The organism is Paracoccus aurantiacus, assembly GCF_007993065.1.
Lineage (GTDB): Bacteria > Pseudomonadota > Alphaproteobacteria > Rhodobacterales > Rhodobacteraceae > Paracoccus > Paracoccus aurantiacus.
This window is the reverse complement of sequence record NZ_VOPL01000003.1, coordinates 349,393-366,375: the sequence shown is the minus strand read 5'-3', so window position 1 is coordinate 366,375 and position 16,983 is coordinate 349,393. Positions and strand designations below refer to the sequence as shown.

At 62.3% G+C, this 16,983-nt stretch carries 16 protein-coding genes; 6 read left to right on the top strand and 10 right to left on the bottom strand.

Features of this window, described 5'->3' with window-relative positions:
* Positions 1-150 precede the first annotated feature (150 nt).
* Positions 151-987, top strand: a complete 837-nt coding sequence (bhcR, locus tag FQV27_RS10130) for an HTH-type transcriptional regulator BhcR (protein WP_147097987.1) — start codon at positions 151-153, stop codon at positions 985-987.
* 2 nt (positions 988-989) lie between these two features.
* Here bhcR and FQV27_RS10125 read toward each other — a convergent pair whose 3' ends face one another.
* From FQV27_RS10125 to FQV27_RS10120, 3 genes are all read right to left on the bottom strand, one after another.
* Positions 990-1,478, bottom strand: a complete 489-nt coding sequence (locus FQV27_RS10125; RefSeq protein WP_147097985.1) for an ureidoglycolate lyase — start codon at positions 1,476-1,478, stop codon at positions 990-992.
* Positions 1,479-1,632: 154 nt separating this feature from the next.
* Complete coding sequence (locus FQV27_RS18880) at positions 1,633-1,782, bottom strand: hypothetical protein (RefSeq protein WP_186827275.1); 150 nt, start codon at positions 1,780-1,782, stop codon at positions 1,633-1,635.
* A gap of 39 nt (positions 1,783-1,821) precedes the next feature.
* Entirely contained in the window at positions 1,822-2,742 is a 921-nt protein-coding gene (locus FQV27_RS10120) for a LysR family transcriptional regulator (RefSeq protein ID WP_147097983.1), read from the bottom strand.
* Between the two features lie 100 nt (positions 2,743-2,842).
* Between FQV27_RS10120 and FQV27_RS10115 the strand changes: the two genes are divergently transcribed.
* Together FQV27_RS10115 and FQV27_RS10110 are read left to right on the top strand one after the other, a co-directional pair.
* Positions 2,843-4,099: a urate hydroxylase PuuD gene (locus FQV27_RS10115; RefSeq protein WP_147097981.1), complete on the top strand. Its 1,257-nt coding sequence runs from the start codon at positions 2,843-2,845 to the stop codon at positions 4,097-4,099.
* A 174-nt stretch (positions 4,100-4,273) separates the two neighbouring features.
* Positions 4,274-5,491 carry an MFS transporter gene (locus FQV27_RS10110; RefSeq protein ID WP_147097980.1) on the top strand — a complete coding sequence of 406 codons (1,218 nt, stop codon included), beginning with the start codon at positions 4,274-4,276 and terminating at the stop codon, positions 5,489-5,491.
* Positions 5,492-5,515: 24 nt separating this feature from the next.
* Here FQV27_RS10110 and FQV27_RS10105 read toward each other — a convergent pair whose 3' ends face one another.
* Genes FQV27_RS10105 through FQV27_RS10075 form a run of 7 tightly spaced genes read right to left on the bottom strand, consistent with a single transcriptional unit; the run spans position 5,516 to position 13,322 of the window.
* The gene (locus FQV27_RS10105) at positions 5,516-7,267 is read right to left on the bottom strand and encodes an ABC transporter ATP-binding protein (RefSeq protein ID WP_147097978.1); all 1,752 of its coding nucleotides are present in this window, start codon (positions 7,265-7,267) and stop codon (positions 5,516-5,518) included.
* Positions 7,264-8,223: an acetamidase/formamidase family protein gene (locus tag FQV27_RS10100; RefSeq protein ID WP_147097976.1), complete on the bottom strand. Its 960-nt coding sequence runs from the start codon at positions 8,221-8,223 to the stop codon at positions 7,264-7,266. Before FQV27_RS10100 ends, FQV27_RS10105 begins: the two co-directional genes overlap by 4 nt.
* Position 8,224: 1 nt before the next feature.
* The gene (locus FQV27_RS10095) at positions 8,225-9,844 is read right to left on the bottom strand and encodes an ABC transporter substrate-binding protein (RefSeq protein WP_147097974.1); all 1,620 of its coding nucleotides are present in this window, start codon (positions 9,842-9,844) and stop codon (positions 8,225-8,227) included.
* A gap of 16 nt (positions 9,845-9,860) precedes the next feature.
* Complete coding sequence (locus tag FQV27_RS10090) at positions 9,861-10,781, bottom strand: ABC transporter permease (RefSeq protein WP_147097972.1); 921 nt, start codon at positions 10,779-10,781, stop codon at positions 9,861-9,863.
* On the bottom strand, positions 10,781-11,683 hold the full coding sequence (locus FQV27_RS10085) for an ABC transporter permease (protein WP_147097970.1): 903 nt from the start codon (positions 11,681-11,683) through the stop codon (positions 10,781-10,783). Before FQV27_RS10085 ends, FQV27_RS10090 begins: the two co-directional genes overlap by 1 nt.
* Positions 11,680-12,276 (bottom strand): ANTAR domain-containing response regulator, encoded by a 597-nt coding sequence (locus FQV27_RS10080; RefSeq protein ID WP_147097968.1) that lies wholly within the window; start codon positions 12,274-12,276, stop codon positions 11,680-11,682. The genes FQV27_RS10085 and FQV27_RS10080 overlap by 4 nt, the downstream gene beginning before the upstream one ends.
* The gene (locus FQV27_RS10075) at positions 12,273-13,322 is read right to left on the bottom strand and encodes a transporter substrate-binding protein (RefSeq protein ID WP_147097966.1); all 1,050 of its coding nucleotides are present in this window, start codon (positions 13,320-13,322) and stop codon (positions 12,273-12,275) included. Before FQV27_RS10075 ends, FQV27_RS10080 begins: the two co-directional genes overlap by 4 nt.
* Positions 13,323-13,668: 346 nt before the next feature.
* Between FQV27_RS10075 and FQV27_RS10070 the strand changes: the two genes are divergently transcribed.
* The 3 genes from FQV27_RS10070 to FQV27_RS10060 are packed head-to-tail and all read left to right on the top strand — an operon-like array spanning position 13,669 to position 16,848.
* Positions 13,669-14,748 (top strand): catalase family protein, encoded by a 1,080-nt coding sequence (locus FQV27_RS10070; RefSeq protein WP_186827274.1) that lies wholly within the window; start codon positions 13,669-13,671, stop codon positions 14,746-14,748.
* 22 nt (positions 14,749-14,770) lie between these two features.
* The gene (locus FQV27_RS10065) at positions 14,771-15,469 is read left to right on the top strand and encodes a hypothetical protein (protein ID WP_147097964.1); all 699 of its coding nucleotides are present in this window, start codon (positions 14,771-14,773) and stop codon (positions 15,467-15,469) included.
* On the top strand, positions 15,469-16,848 hold the full coding sequence (locus FQV27_RS10060) for a Dyp-type peroxidase (RefSeq protein WP_147097962.1): 1,380 nt from the start codon (positions 15,469-15,471) through the stop codon (positions 16,846-16,848). The genes FQV27_RS10065 and FQV27_RS10060 overlap by 1 nt, the downstream gene beginning before the upstream one ends.
* Positions 16,849-16,983: the final 135 nt, after the last annotated feature.

The window sequence follows — 16,983 nt, the reverse complement described above, 5'->3', positions numbered from 1 at the left end:
TTAACCCAACGGTAACGGATGTCATCGAGCGCGAATATTTTTTTGATTGTGGGTGTGCGGTAGCGTGGGGAGAAAGATTATGCAGCCTTGTCAAATGGTTGAATTTTTCATAATGTGAAATTAGCTTTCATATAAAGCAAAAGGTATTAGATGAAATTCCAAGACAATGCGGATTCCGGCGCGCGCAAGGCCCGTGGCAGGCCGCGTGACTGGGATGACAAGACCGAACAGAACACCATCAAATCGCTGGACCGGGCGATGCAGGTGTTTGAATTTCTCAGCCAGTCGCAGGGTCTGACGCTGACCGCCATTGCCGATCAGATGGACCAGTCGCCGGCGACAGTTTACCGCATTCTTGTGACTCTGGCCGGCCGTGATCTGGTCGAATTCGACCCAAGCGCGCAGTTGTGGCATATCGGGCCACGCGCTTTCATCATCGGCGCGCGTTTCCTGCGCCGCAGCAGCCTTGTCGAACGCGCGCGGCCGATCCTGCGGGGCCTGATGGACGCGACCGGGGAAACCGCAAACCTTGGCATCGAACGGGAAACGGCGGTTCTTTTCGTCAGTCAGGTGGAAACCCATGCCAGCATCCGCGCCTTCTTCCCGCCCGGAACGGCATCGCCCATGCATGCATCGGGCATCGGCAAGGCGCTGCTCGCGCAGATGCCGGAAGACCGGCTGCAGAAACTGCTACGCGGATCGCGCCTGCAAAGATTCACGGCCAGAACGATCACCGACCGCGGACGGCTGATCGGGGAACTAGCGCTGATCCGCGCGCGCGGCTTTTCCTTCGATGACGAGGAAAAGAACGAAGGCATGCGCTGCATCGCCGCGCCGGTCTTTGACATGAACAATGAAGCTGTGGCGGGAATTTCGGTGTCGGGCCCGACCAGCCGTATCCGCGATGACAGCATCGAAAAGCTAAGCCGCCCCGTGATCGAGGCGGCCCGGCAGCTTACATCGGCCATCGGCGGCGAGCCGCGCTGAGATCACGCCTCGACGATCAGGATCTCGCGGTCGAACCAGTGTTCTTCAAGGTTCGCGCCCGCCCCGATGCGGTCGACCACGGCGAAAAGACCCGGATCGGACAGCGGCGCGAGCGCCCCATGCCAGACCCCGCGGTGATAGTTCACACCCTGTCCGGGCTGGGTCAGAAAGGCCTGCGGCTGTCCGGGCCTGCCGTCTTCATCAGGGGCCACGACGACCAGAAATCCCGCTTCGCTCATCGGGACGAAGGCCTGACTGCCGTGTGGATGACGTTCGACCATCTCAAGCTTCAGGGGCAGGGCGCGGGGCTTAGCCTTGAACAGGCTGATACCGGCGCGGCCTTCCGTGAAATCGAGACTGGCGCGGTCATGATACCGTCCGCACATGCCGTCGTTCAGGAGGCGGTCGGGTTGCCCCGCGGTTTCCAGAACGTCGCCAAAATCGGCAAATGCCTCGGCGGTCAGGGTCTGGATTCTGATGGACTGGCTCATGCGCCCGTCCTTTCGATCTGGCGCAAATGCGTGACGTGTTCGGCCCGTCGGCTGGCTTTGGAAAAATTCGTATCCCGGTCGTTCCGAATGTGGTGTTGAAAGGCAGTCATGAATGGCTCCTTGCTGTGTGTCGCGGGTTGCGAGGTCGCGCGCTTCATCCTCGGGCAGAAGCATCGCCGGCCAGATTGCGCGGATAACCATGATCCGCGCTCTTCTTGCCGTCTTCCTGATAAAGCAGAAGATCAGAAGATTTTTTCAAAATTATAGATAAGCTGTTTCCGGTCGCCGCCGCTTGGCGCGGCATGCACCATACGCGCCTGCCGCAGTCCGCAAAAGTTGAGCCTTAGCGCGCGCGGCCTGCTTCCCTGATCCGGGTGCCGATCCGCTCGACCATGAAGTCCATGAACAGCCGCGATTTCGGGTCCTGGCGCTTTCGATGGGTGAAGAGGCAGGCCATCTGGATCGGCACTGGCGGGGTTTCTTGCGCGACCGGGACAAGTGCGCCGCTTTCAAGATGCTCTGCCACCTCGAACAACGGCTTCAGCGCGATGCCATGCCCGGCAAGCGCCCAGTCGGTCAGCACGTCGCCGTCATCGCATTCGAAACGGCCTGACACGCGGAAACGCCGCGGTCCGTCCTCGGTGCTGAGCATCCACTGGAATTCCGTCGCGCCGGGGAAGCGAAGGTTCAGGCATTCATGGTCGAGCGAGACAAGGTCTTCGCCATTCGCCGGCTTTCCCCGTCGCGCGATATAGGCTGGCGAGGCGCAGAGAACGCGCTCGACATCGGTTATCTTGCGGATGCGCAGATTGCTGTCCTCTGGCTGACCAAGGAAAAATGCAAGATCCAGCCCCTCGCTTGTCAGATCGACTTTCCTGTCGCTCAGGCGCAGGCGGACGCTGACCTCGGGATAGGTCGCCAGAAAATCCGCGACCTGCGGCGCGATCAGGCGGCGGCCTACGCCAAGCGGTGCCGAAACGTAAAGCGAGCCTCGCGGATTGTCCGTCAGGTTGACGATCTGCGCCTCGGCGCTTGCCACGGCCTCCAATATCTCGGCGGCGCCGTTATAGAAGGCTTTCCCCTGCTGGGTCGGGCTAAGATTGCGGGTGGTGCGCTGGAACAGCCGGACACCCAGATGTGCCTCCAGCTGTGAAATCCGCGACGATGTCACAGCGGGCGAAATACGCAGATCCCGGCCTGCTGCGGACATGCTGCCCAGCTCATAGACCCGGACGAAGGTGCGGATATTGTCGAGATAGGACATTCTTCTGATTATTTTGATGCAGCTTGGTCATTAGCAGAGATACCAGAAGAAATCCCGCTCTCATAGTCTTGGCAGATCAACACGCGACAGGAGGAACGGGATGTATGATCTGGCAATCATCTGGGACTGGATCGCCTTTTCGGTGCGCTGGCTGCATGTCATCACGGCCATGGCCTGGATCGGCGCCTCGTTCTTTTTCATCGCGCTCGATCTGGGACTAAGACCTGCTGCACAGATGCCTAAGGGCTGTCATGGCGAGGAATGGCAGGTTCATGGCGGCGGGTTCTACCATATCCAGAAATATCTGGTCGCGCCGGAAAACATGCCGTCGCATCTCGTCTGGCATAAATGGCAAAGCTATATGACGTGGGTGTCAGGCGCGGCGCTGCTGATGATCGTCTATTGGGTCGGCGGAGAGTTGTTCCTGATCGACCCGAGCAAGATGGACCTTAGCCTGTGGCAGGCGATTCTGATTTCCGGCGGGTCGTTGACCATCGGATGGCTCGCCTATGACCAGCTTTGCAAATCCCCCCTTGGCGAAAGACCCACGGTGTTGATGCTGGTCCTGTTCGGGATTCTGGTTTTCATGTCATGGGCTTATAATCAGATATTCACCGGCCGCGCGGCGCTTCTGCATCTTGGCGCGTTTACCGCGACGATCATGACGGCCAACGTGTTTTTCCAGATCATGCCGAATCAGCGGATCGTCGTGAAGGACCTGCAGGAAGGCCGCAAGCCCGACCCGAAATACGGCAAGATCGCCAAGCTGCGTTCGACGCATAACAACTATCTGACGCTGCCCGTCGTCTTTCTTATGCTGTCGAACCATTATCCGCTGGCGTTCGCGACGGAATATTCCTGGATCATCGCGTCACTGATCTTCCTGACCGGCGTCACCATCCGCCACTATTTCAACACCATGCACGCGACCGGGAAGGGTCCGCACTGGACCTGGGCCGTGACCGTGCTGCTGATGGTGGTGATCGCGTGGCTGTCGACCGCGCGGGCAGGCGAAACCTATGACGAGGCTTCGACGCGCGATCTGACCCGCTACGAGCAGCAATTCGCGGCGGCGCCCGGCTTTGAAGAGGCGACAAATGTGGTGATCGGCAACTGTTCCATGTGCCACGCGCGCGAACCCTCATGGACGAATATCCTGTGGGCACCGAAGGGCGTCTATCTGGAAACGCCCGCCGATATCGCACGCCATGCCGAACAGATTTACGTTCAGGCCGGGCTCAGCGAGGCGATGCCGCCACCCAATGCGATCGAAATGGACGCCGAGGCCCGCGCATCGATCGTGGCCTGGGTGAGAGCGGCCAAGCGCGCAACCGAAGTTGCGCAGGTTTCGAACTGAAACGGCACGATGGTTCGGCCCGCACGCTTGCAGGACGCGGCGGCCGACTGCCCGGCGCAAGTGGTATATCCAGCTTTGCTTGAAATGCATGGCGGGTCTTCGCAGCAGGCGATGGTGGCGCAGGCGCGTTTCTGTTAGCGCTGAACCAACCCTCTTCAATGCGAATCTGACGCCATGACCGCCAACGATGCCAATCCGGCCAGCATGACGCTGGTCATCCTTTCGCTTGCCCTTGGTGCGTTTGCCATCGGGACGTCGGAATTTGCTGCCATGGGGCTGCTTCCGTGGTTTTCGGACGATCTTGGCCTGACTGAGGCGCAGGCAGGCCATGTCATTTCGGCCTATGCCTTTGGCGTTGTCGTGGGGGCGCCGATCACGACGCTTCTCGGGGCGCGGCTGCCGCGGCGTCGCTATCTGGCGGCGCTGATTGCGGCGTACGGCGTGCTCAACCTTCTGGCCGCTATCCTGCCGGGATATTCTTCGCTGGTCGGGATGCGCTTTCTTGCCGGGCTACCGCATGGCGGGTTTCTGGGGGTCGGCATGCTTTACGCGGCCGACGCCCTGCCGCGCGAGAAAAGGGCGAAGGGCGTCACGCAGATCATGCTGGGCCTGACCATCGCAAATATCGTCGGCGTCCCCTTTGCGGGGATATTGGGCGATGTGCTGGGATGGCGAAGCGGCTTTGCGCTGCCGGGCGTGCTGGCGCTGATCGCGGCGGTACTGATTCTGAAGCTTGCGCCACGCGTCGGTGTCGATCCGAACGCCCGACCGATGGCAGAGCTGAAGGCCCTTGGCAATCCGGCGGTACTGTTGACGCTGCTTGTGGGAACGATCGGCTGCGGCGGACTGTTCGCGGTTTACGCTTTCCTGTCGAAAGCCATGCTGGAAACCACGACCCCGCCGGTCTGGGCGGTGGCTGCAATGCTTTCTGCGTTCGGGATCGGCAGCACTTTTGGCAGCATCCTCGCGGCACGCATGACAATCGTCCTGGGACCGATTGCGGCCTGCGCAAGGCTGTTTCTGTTCATGATCCTGACGCAGGCATTCGCGGCCTGGGCGGTCGGAAGCTGGCCCGCCATGATCCTGTCGGCACTGCTTCTCGGGCTGAGTTCTGGCGTGTTCGTGCCGCTTCAGACCCGGCTGATGGATATTGCCGATGACGCGCAAAGCATGGCCGCCGCGATGAACCACGCCGCCTTCAATGCCGCGAACGGTTTGGGTCCGCTGATCGCTGGCTGGGCGCTTGACGCCGGGTGGGGCTGGCGTTCATCGGGGGTGGTTGCCATCGGTTTCACCGTCGTCGGCCTGCTGAGCCTGTCGCTTGTATGGCTTCATGCCCGCAGCCGTGGCGAGAATCTGCGCCCGACCGGCGTGATTGCCACCGCGCATTAACGTGCCGGGGCAGGCGCCCTCGGTTTAAGAAACCGCGGCGTCGTCTGTTGCCGCGGCCTCTGCCACAAGATGACCGCCACCGGCATCTGTCAGCACGACCCGCGCCGGGCCTGATCCGACCGCCCAGACAGGGCTTGGCACCTCGGTCGCCATGCGCGGCGACGGGGCGCGGATGAAGGCCGGATCGGGGACCGGGACGGATTCGATCAGGCGGCGGGTATAGGGGTGCTGCGGGTTTCCGAAGATCTGGGCGCGGGTTCCCATCTCGACAATCTGGCCAAGATACATGACCGCGATGCGGTCGCTGATATTTTCGACGACGGCCATATCATGGCTGATGAACAGGTAACTGATGCCGAATTCGGCTTTCAGTTCGGCCAGCAGTTCCAGAACCCGTGCCTGAACCGATACATCAAGGGCCGAGACGCTTTCATCCGCGATAATCAGCTTCGGTTGCAGGGCAAGCGCGCGGGCGATGCAGATCCGCTGACGTTGGCCGCCGGAAAATTCATGCGGATAGCGGTCAATCTGATCGGCCGACAGCCCGACGCGGTTGAACAGGTCACGCACATGGGCGCGCCGCTCGGACGCGGTGCCGATGCGATGGATGACAAGCGGCTCTGCCACCAGTTCGCCCACCTTCTTGCGTGGGTTCAGCGCAGCAGCGGGGTCCTGAAACACCATCTGCACATCGCGACGCAGTCCCGGGCCCGCGCTGAGCCCGTCATGCGGGACGGAATGGCCCGCGACCGTGATCTGCCCCTCATGCGGGACCAGCCCGGTGATCGCGCGCGCGATGGTGGATTTTCCACACCCCGATTCCCCGACGAGAGAGAAGGTCTCGCCCGCGAGGATGTCGAAGCTGACATGTTCGACCGCATGAACGCGATGCGTGGTGCGGCCCAGAAGCCCCCCGTGGATGTCATAGCTTACTTGCACATCCTGGAGCTGCGCGATGGGGTCTGCGGTGATTGGCGCGGCACCGCCGCCGTCGCCCATGCGCGGAACGGCGGCCAGCAAGGCGCGGGTATAGGGCTGGGCCGGGGTATCAAAGATCTGCGCGACGGGCGCTGTTTCCACCATGCGCCCCGACTGCATGACAATGACGCGGTCGGCCATTTCGGCGACCACGCCCATATCATGGGTAATCAGGATGATTGCGGTCCCCGTGTCGCGCTGAAGGTCGCGCAGCAGATCCAGAACCTCGCGCTGCACGGTCACATCAAGCGCTGTCGTGGGTTCATCGGCGATCAGCACATCGGGTTTCAGCGCAAGCGCCATGGCGATCATGACACGCTGGCGCATCCCGCCGGAAAGCTCGTGCGGGTATTGACCCATGCGCCGCTCTGGCTGCGACAGGCGCACCGCCCGCAGCGCGTCGAGCGCCTGCTTCTTCGCATCGGCCTTCGGATCATGGGTGCGGATCGCCTCGGCCAGTTGGGTGCCGATGGTCAGCACCGGGTTCAGGCTGGTCATCGGTTCCTGAAAGATCATCGCGATGCGCGCGCCGCGAATATCCCGCATCCTGCGTTCCGGCAGCTTCGTCAGTTCCTGCCCGTCCAGCGTGATCGCGCCGCTGGCCACGTTCACGCCCGTCGGCAGCAGACCCATGACCGCAAGCGAGGTGATCGACTTGCCCGATCCGGATTCGCCCGCGATGCACAGGGTTTCGCCGCGATGAAGCGCAAAGGACAGGTCCGAAACCAACGGCTTTGGACCTGCCTGCGTATCGACCGCGACCGTCAGGTCGCGGACGGAAAGCACCGGATCGGTCATTCGAAGACCGCGCGGGGGAAATAGAAACTGACAACCCAGTTCGGCATGTCCACGATTTCCGAGATCCGCAGATCGCCGCAGGTCGAGCACAGCATATAGGCATCCACCGCAGACATCCCCCGCGTTGCGCAAAGGTGATCAACCATGCCTGCCACAGCGTCGCGCGCCCCGCTCATCAGGTCGGGACCGATGCCGGTCGTGACCTCATAGCCCTTGGCGTCGAGATGGCGCGTGACCGGGCCGGGGGTTGTGAAGCGCGGCATTTTCAGATTTGCGCCTTTCACCAGATCGAATTTCAGCGCGACATCCATCGGGCTTTCGATGGCGGTGCCGCAGACCTCTCCGTCGCCCTGCGCGGCATGGGTGTCGCCGACGCTGAACAGCGCGCCCGCGACCTCGACCGGCAGGTAAAGCTCTGCTCCCTCGGCAAGATCGCGGATGTCGAGATTGCCGCCAACCCGGCGCGGCGGCACGATCGTATGCAGCCCCGGTTCCGCCAAGGCGCAACCGATGGTTCCGGCGAAGGGCTTCAGTGGAACCCGGCCTTCCTTGCCGAACAGCGCCGGCGCGCGCGTGGCGCCATCGTATTTCCAGATCGTCAGCGCCGGGTCGGTGAACTGATCCGCCAGCAGGCCGAAGCCCGGAATATTGGCGGTCCAGCCCGAGGCCGATCCCTCCGCCTCCTTCGGGAAGAACTGCTGAATGGTGATCTTCAGCGCATCGCCGGGCTCTGCCCCTTCGACCCAGATCGGGCCCGTCACCGGGTTGATCTTGCCGAAATCCAGCACCGCCACATCATCGACCGTCGAAGACGGGCCAAGCTGGCCCGCCGATGAATCCATGCATTCGAAATAGACCGACTGGCCCGGCTCGACCCGCTGCACCGGGGCAAGGGCGTTGTCCCAGCCGAAATGATGCTGCGCGCCGTGGATGGTATAGTCGCAATTCTTGCACATCTTATTCGCTCACATAGACGTAGTCGTAATTGACCGGGATCGAGACCGGATCGACGTAAAGCGCGTCATCGCCACCCATTCGCGCCGATTTCATGGTGAAGCGCTGTTCGTTGAAGACCGGCGCCCAGGGTGCGTCCTCCATCACCTTCATGTAGATGTCGGACCATGCCTGAAGGCGTGCCTCGGCCTGATCCTCTGCGGCCATCGAATCCGCTTCGGTCGCTGCGGCGTCGAGGTCTTCGTTGCAGTATTTCGACCAGTTCCAGCCGCCATCCCCGGCCCCGTCGCATCCTAGGATCGGGCCGTAGAAGTTTGACGGATCGGGGAAATCGGCAATCCATGCCATCCCGCCTGACCAGATCATCGGGGCGCTGCCATTGCCGCCTGCCTCGATCACATTGGCCTGCGCAAGCGCGCGGATCTCGGCGTTGATGCCGATCTGCGACAGATCCTGCTGAATGGCCTGCGCGATGCGCGGGTTTGGGTCGGTGTTCATGACATAAAGCTCGGTATCCACACCGTCAGCATAGCCCGCATCGGCCATAAGCTTTTTCGCGCCCTCGACATCATAGGCGATGCCTTCATAGCCTTCGGTATATCCGGGCATCGACGGGGGCAGGGGCTGCGTTGCCGGAACGGCGCGGTTGTTGATCATCTGCACGATCCGGTCCTTGTTCAGCGCCATGTTGACGGCGCGGCGGACCTCGACCTTGTCGAAGGGCGGGGTTCCGACATTCATGGTAATATAGCCGGTGTGCAGCTGCCCGCCTTCGACGACGCGCGCGGCCTGATCGGGATCGCTCATCACCTCCTGAAACTTGGCGGGCGGGATGCCGTCGCCGGGCACGTCAACCTCGCCATTCTGAAGGCGCAGCAGGGCCACGACGGGTTCCTGCCCGATTTCGAAGGTGATGCTGTCAAGATAGGGCAACCCATCGCGCCAGTAGTCCGGGTTCTTCGTCAGCACGACGCGCTGCCCGATGGTCCATTCGCCAAGGCTGTAGGCCCCGGTCCCGACCGGGTTCTTGCCGAAATCCGCGCCGTATTCATCCACCGCTTCTTTCGGCACGACCGACGCGAAGTTCAGCGCCATCAGATGCAGGAAAGTCGCGTCTGGGCGGCTCAGCTTGATTTCCACCGTCTGCGGGTCGATCACGCTTACGCCTGACAGCCCCTCGGCCTCGCCCGCCGCAGCAGCATCGTAACCTGCGATGGACCCGAAGAAGCCCGCGCCCGGCGATTGCGTTTCGGGGTTGGTTACACGGTCCAGCGAGTATTTCACATCCTCTGCCGTCATCTCGCGGCCATTGTGGAATTTCACGCCGGGACGCAGCTTGAAGGTATAGGTCAGCCCGTCCTCGGACATCTCATAACTTTCGGCAAGGCCAGGGCGCAGGGTCGTGGTGCCGGGTTCGTAATCCATCAACCCGTCAAAGATCGACTTTATCATCGACCAGTTCTGCCAGTCATAGCCGATCGCGGGGTCGAGCGTCGCGACATCGTCCTTGTAGGTGATGATGATGTCGCCACCCGCCTTGGCGTTCGGGTCCAGCGTCTCCTGCGCCGCTGCGGGCAGGGCCAGTGCGGCCACGAGTGCCGTCGAGATCATGAGTTTTTTCATTTATCCTCTCCTGTTGTTACCGCAGCTTGATGCGCGGATCTATGAATGGGGTAATCAGATCGGCCAGCAGGTTGCCCAGAACGATGGCCACCGCCGATGTAATGGTGACGCCCATGATGATCGGGATGTCGACGCGCTGGATCGCCTGCCACGCCAACTGCCCGATGCCGGGCCAGCCAAAGACGCTTTCGACCACGACAACCCCGCCCATGAAGATGCCGATATCCATGCCGATCATGGCAATGACGGGCAGGATCGCGTTGGGCAGGGCATGGCGCAGGATGACGCGCATCCGTCCCAGCCCCTTCGCGCGGGCGGTGCGGATATAATCGGCGCGAAGCACGTCCAGCATGGATGACCGCATCATCCGTGAATACCAGCCGGCCCCCATGATCCCCATGGTGATCGAGGGCAGAACCAGATGTGAGAATGTCCCGTAGCCGCCGATGGGAAACCAGCCGAGCTTGACCGCAAAGACATAAAGAAGCAGCAGCGCGACCACGAATTGCGGCGCGGATACCGCGGCGAAGCTGGCAACCATCAGCGAGGTATCCAGCGGTTTGCCCCGATTCAGCGCGGCCACGACGCCAAGCGTCAGCCCGATCACCAGTTCCGCGATGATCGCGCCCAGCATCAGTTGCAGCGTCGCGGGCAGGCGGGCGGCGATCAGGCTCGCGACTTCGGAGCGTTGCAGATAGCTGCGGCCCATATCGCCATGCAGCAGCCCCCACAGGTAATTGCCGTATTGCACCCAGACCGGCTGATCCAGACCCAACTGACGGCGGATATTCTCGACCACCTCGGGCGTGGCCGATCGGCCCGCGATCTGGCGCACCGGGTCGGCAGGAAGGATATACAGCAGCAGGAAGGTGATGACGCTGACGCCCAGAAGGATCAGCGCCGACTGGATCAGCCGCCGGATCAGGTAAGCCGCCATCAGCGCCGCCCCCTTTGCGTCGGGTCCAGCACCTCGCGCAGCGCGTCGCCGACAAGGTTGAAGGCAAGCGCCAGCAGCAGGATCGCGGCACCGGGGATAAAGACCAGCCACGGCGCCGACTGGAAATAGGTCTGGTTCTCGAAGATGATATTGCCCCAGCTTGGGGTCGGGGGCTGCACGCCGACGCCAAGATATGACAGCGTCGCCTCCAGCAGCACTGTCGTCGAAATGCCAAGCGTCGCCCAGACGATGATCGTCGGCCACAGATGCGGCAGCAGGTGATGCCACAGGATGCGCGCGCCCGACGCACCCAGCGTTCGCTCGGCCGCGATGAAATCGCGCTCGGTCAGGGCGGTGGTTTCGGTATAGACGACACGCGCGGTCTGGACCCAGTTCACCATCGCGATGACAAGCGCCACGATCCAAAGCGAGGGCCGGAAGATAGCCGCCAGACAGATCGCCAGAAGCAGGGCCGGAAAAGCCATCATCAAATCGGTGAAGCGCATCAGAACGGTGCCGATCCAACCGCGCATCCAGCCCGCTGTCAGCCCGACGACCGTGCCCAGCCCGACCGCGATACCATTGGCAACAATCCCGATAATCAGCGACGTGCGCGCCCCGTAAAGCAGCCGCGAGAACAGATCGCGGCCCAGAAGGTCGGTGCCCATCAGCCATTGCCCGCCCGGCGGCATCGGCGCGCCTTCCAGCGTCAGCCCGTCGAAATTCTGCTGGTCGGGCGGATAGCTGACCAGCCAGGGTGCAGCGATGGCGGCGCCGACGATCAGGACGATCAGCGCCAGCCCCAGCACGGCCAGCGGACGGCGCAGCATCCGCGCAAACGCGCCGCGTTCGGTCGGCGCGGCGAGGGGCGCGGCATGGTCGGGCGGGGTGGTGTCGGTCATCGACCGCCTCCGTTGGTTTTGGTGGTGTCGTGACGGGCGATGATCCGGGCCGCGACAGCTTCGAAGCTTTCGCGACGGTCGGTGGCCATGCGGCGCAGGCTGGCGAAAGCGTCCTCGTCGGTCATCCCCTGCGCGACAAGGGTCATGACCGCGCGCACCACGGTTTCGCGCGCCGCAAGCCGCCCCTCAAGTTCGCCGATGCGGGCGGTGTAGCCGTGACGGACCTGAAAGGCGGCGCGCGCGATTAGCAATGCGGAATAGACGCCGTTATCGCCGACCGGCTTCAGAAGCTGCGCATGCGCCCCGTGCGACAGCGACCATTCGATACGGCCCGGCGCCTCTGACCCGATCAGCGCGATCATCGGCATCGGGCTTTGGCCGGGCGGCCACGGGAATTGCGCATCGAAGCCCATATCCACATCGAAAAACAGGAAATCTACGGCGAGCGTGTCCGGCAATTCGGGCCAATGGGTTTCGGCCGACAGCCCGATGGCGCGCAACTGGCGTTCGATTGCAGCAGCGGTCGCGTGGGGGCGGTGCAGGATCGCCGCCTTTGCGCCCGCAAGGTCGAGGATTCGAAGCTGCCCGCTCATGTCACCAGCCGCAGTTTCTGGCGGGTCTGGCTGCGGTCGGGGCGGGTCAGATAAGGGTCGCCGGGTCTGGCGGGTAAGCTGTGCAGGACACGGAATGCACCGCCTTCTGCCTGCGCTATCAACGCGGGAAGCGAGGTATGATGCGTCTGCGGATCAATCGGGCCTTCGTTGGCATCCAGTGACAGAAGCTCTGCCAGCGAGAGCCGTTCGCTGCCGGGATGCGCGTCGAACAGCCTTGCCATTTCCATGATCGCCGCATGACCCGCCGCCTCATGAGAGCTTTCGAATGCGGCACCCGGCGTATGAAAATACGGGCCTGCGGCAATCAGCCCGTCCGAGGCCGCGCCCATCAGGGGCAATTCGCATTCGGTCAGATTGCAGGACAGGATCGGAACGCCGGGCATGCGCTCATGCATCGCCGCGACAAATGCATATTGCGACGGCCCGATCAGCGAATTCATCACGAAATCCGGCCGGATCGCGGCGATTTCCTCGACCATGCCGTCCACGCCTGTCTCACCAAGCGACAGATGCCGCTCTCCCGTGATCTCTCCGCCGCGTGTGGTCACGACCTCGCGCGCGAGGCGGTTGATCTCCCATCCCCAGATATAATTCGAAGCCACAAGATGCATGCGCTGCCCGAAACGTGGCATCGCCCAGTCAAGCAGAGGCAGCAGATGCTGGTTCGGGCAGGCATGCATATAGACCACATGTGCCGACGCCTCGAACCCTTCGTAAGGAACGGCATACCACAGCGCCGCGCCCGCGCGTTCAAGGACGGGCAGAACCTCCTTCCGGCTCCACGAGGTCACGCAGCCAAGGATATGCCGTGCCTCGCTGTCACGCAGGATCTCGGTGCAGAGCGGGGCGTAAAGGTCGATCTGGCCAAGCGGATCACGCTCTACCGGGATCAGTTCGACCGCCAGGGCCGGGTTCTGGTTCACCTGTGCAATCGCGGCCATCGCGCCCTTGTATTTTGCATTCGAAATCGCGCTGTAGCCGCCCGAGCGGGACAGAAGGATTCCGATCTCAATACGTCTTTTCATCTTTTCCCTGTTCCCCAGACGACAAAGACCCCACCCCGCCAGAAGCAGGTATGGGGCCTTGTTGCCGGTCGCACATCGCTATTTCCCCAAGGATTGCGGATTGCGCATGCGCCGGTCAAGAAGGTTTCGTCGCATATCGTTCAGAAAATCAACTGATAAGTCGTCTGCCTAAAACTAAGGCAGGCATCCCTTTCAGCTTTGGGCGTTTCGTTAAGTCATTCCGCGACGTCATGAAAATAACGCGCAACCCGCGCAGAGCTTCGGGGGTTCTGGCGGTAGACTGCGACCGGACAGAAGATTGATTTTCCGGTGCAGCATTCAACTTCTGACAACAAGCGAGGTGGTTATGCCTCCGATCAAATATACTGACGACATCGAGACGTTGCAGCCTCATGAAGGCGGTATCGTTCGCGAAATTGTCGCGCAAATGGCCGCGACGCAGGCCGGCAACGCGGAACGCCACCGCCACGCCCATCGCGACGCCCATGCCAAAAGCCATGCGATCCTTAAGGGCCGAATGACGGTGCTGGACGATCTGCCGCCCGAGCTGGCGCAGGGGGTTTTCGTGCCCGGCGCGGAATATCCGGTCATCGCCCGGCTGTCATCGGCCCCCGGCGACATCCACAGCGACGACATCCCGGCACCGCGCGGCTTTGCGCTGAAGATCATCGGCGTGCCCGGCGACAGGCTGACCCCGGCGCTCGGTGGCGCGAATCAGGATTTTCTGATGGTCAATTTCCCTGTGCTGGCCTTTGGCACGGTGCAGAAATACAAGAAGATGCTGGCGCTGCTGGAAAAGAACGCCAACGCCCCTGACGCCTTCCAGAAACTGGTCGCGGCAGCGGCGCGAGGCGCCGAAGATGTGGTCGAGGCGCTTGGCGGCACGCCCGGTGCCACGCTGCAGGGACTGGCCCGCGACAATGCCAACATGCTGGGCGAGACGTTCCATACGCAGGCCGCGATCCGCTATGGCGATTTCATCGCAAAGCTGTCGCTTGCGCCCGAAGGCGATGTGGCTGACCTGACCGGCCAGCAGGTCGAAGGCGGCTTTTCCGCGATGCGCGACGCGGTCGGCGCTTACTTCGCGAAAAACGGCGCGGATTACACATTGCGCGCGCAGCTTTGCACCGATCCGGACGCGATGCCGGTCGAGGATGCGGCGGTGCTTTGGGATCCCGATCAGTCGCCGCACCGCCCCGTCGCCCGCCTGCATTTTGACGCGCAGGACGCCTATTCCCCCGCGCGGCAGGTTCACGGCGACGACCATCTGGCCTTCAACCCGTGGAATGGCGTGGCCGCCCATCGCCCGCTTGGGTCGATCATGCGGGTGCGCAAGGCAGCCTATGAATCCTCGTCAGCGCAGCGGCACCGGCTGAACGATCTGCCGCGTCAGGAACCGCAGAAGCTGGCCGATCTTCCCGATTGACCTGATACAGAAGGAGTTTGTCATGACCGACAAGCACAATGACCCGCGTCTGGACGACGAAAGCCGTCTGCAGGAATTCCGCCGCGTCGCGAAGGAGGTCGCAGCCGACGCCCCGCAGCTGGCCAAGATCGCCATTGAAGGTCTGATCCGCGATCATAACAAATTGTTCGATGGCACCGCGGACAAGGCGGGCCGGGCAGGGCGGCAGTCGGGCAATGTGTCCGAACTGACCGCGATTGCCACGGTGAAACCGGGCGGCGCCGAACGCCTGCGCCGCATCTTCAACCTGACGGGCGGGAATTTCGACGGCGCGCAGCGGGTCTCGACCCTGCACGACATGCGCTTCGTGTTCTTCGACGACGATACCCGGATCATCTTCGCCACCACTTATGACGGTGACTGGGACACCTATATCAACGATTTCGCGACGAAGATTCCGGGACTGATGGACCTGCTATTCGCTAATGTCGAGGGCTGGCCCGGCATCGACAGTCCCGAGGTCAAGGACTACATTGCCGATCATCAAATCGACGCGGCAGGCTGGTTCGTGGCCAACCCGCAGGTGACAGTCGTCGATGTGCGGCGCATGCAGCGCATGGAAACGGCACTGAACGATTTCATGGACAAGATGGCCGATAACGGCGGCATGGACGACGCCAGTCGCAAGGCGCTTGCCGAATTGTCCGACGCCGTGTCAGTCCCCGAGGGGGTGGATTACTGATGTCGTTTCTTGGAAATCTTCGCAAGCGCTTCGACAGCAAGCGCGTGACGCTTCAGCTTGATGACATTCAGGGCCTGATCCTGCGCGCGCGCCCCGAGCCCTATGTCGGCATCCATGCCATGCTGCATGTCGATGACGCGGCCGGCGGGCGCGACCTTATCGCGCGGCTGGCCGATCATGTCCCGTCTGCCAAGGGCTGGACCGATGACATGCCGGCATGGCTGGGCGTCGCGATCAGCCATGCCGGGCTGAAAGCGCTTGGCCTGCCGGATGCTTCGCTGAAATCCTTTCCACTGGCGTTTCAGCAGGGCATGGCGGCCCGCGCGCCCCAGCTTCGGGACGAAGGCGAGAACGCGCCCGAGACATGGGAGCCCGCCTATCAGGACGAAAACTGCCATATCGCGCTGTCCATCTTTGCGCAGGATGCGGCAGAGTTGGACCGCGTGAAGCAGAAGGCCATGGCCGAACTGGAAAGCGCCAGCGGCGTGACCCTGATCGGCACGCATGAATTCGGCGCGGATGAACAGGCAAAGAACCCTTTCGGCTATCGCGACTCGATCTCTCAGCCGACGGTGGCGGGTGCAGGGGTTGAACCCAATGACGGTGACGAGCGCGCCATTGCGGCGGGCGAGTTCATTCTGGGCGAAGACAGCGAGGCCGGCGCACCTGTCGCCATGCCCGCGCCCGACGTGCTGGGGCGCAACGGCTCCTTCGTCGTCCTACGCAAATATGAAAGCCGCGTCGGCGCGTTCAACGATTTCCTGCGCGAACACGGGCAGGATGATGCCGCGCAGGACAGTCTGGGTGCCAAGATGTTCGGCCGCTGGCGGTCCGGTGCACCCTTGACCCTATCGCCCGACCAGGATGACGAAGCCCTGGGTGCGGACCCCGGCCGCAACAACGATTTCACCTATCAGGACGACGCGAAGGGGCTGATCTGTCCGCATTCAGCGCATATGCGGCGGATGAACCCGCGCGGGTCCAGTCTGACAATCCTGACGGATCAGAACATTCACCGGATCATCCGGCGCTCTTCGACCTTCGGGCCGAAATGGGACCGGGACGTGAGTGCTGCCGGCGACCAGGGCGATCGCGGGTTGTTCTTCATCTTCATCAGTGCGCGGGCCTATGACACGATCGAATTTCTGCAACAGGAATGGATCAATCGTGGCAATTTCCTCGATCTCGGGGAAGAGCGCGACCCCATCGTGGGTCTGCATGAGCAACCGGGCAGGTTTACCATTCCGGCGGAACCCGTCCGCAAGCGCGTGAACGGCATAACGACCTTCAACCGCCTTCGCGGCGGCGAATATATGTTCATGCCGTCGATCTCGGCGCTGAAATGGATCGGGCGTGGCGGCTGGCAGTCGGAATCCTGACGCGCGTATTCAGCCCCCGATGAGGGGCTTGCCACAGCGAAAGGCAGCGCGCGAGGCGTATTTGGTTCGCGCTTGCCACGATTATCGCCAACACCCGACATGAAAATTGTTTTCTTTACTTCGATAATTCACGCC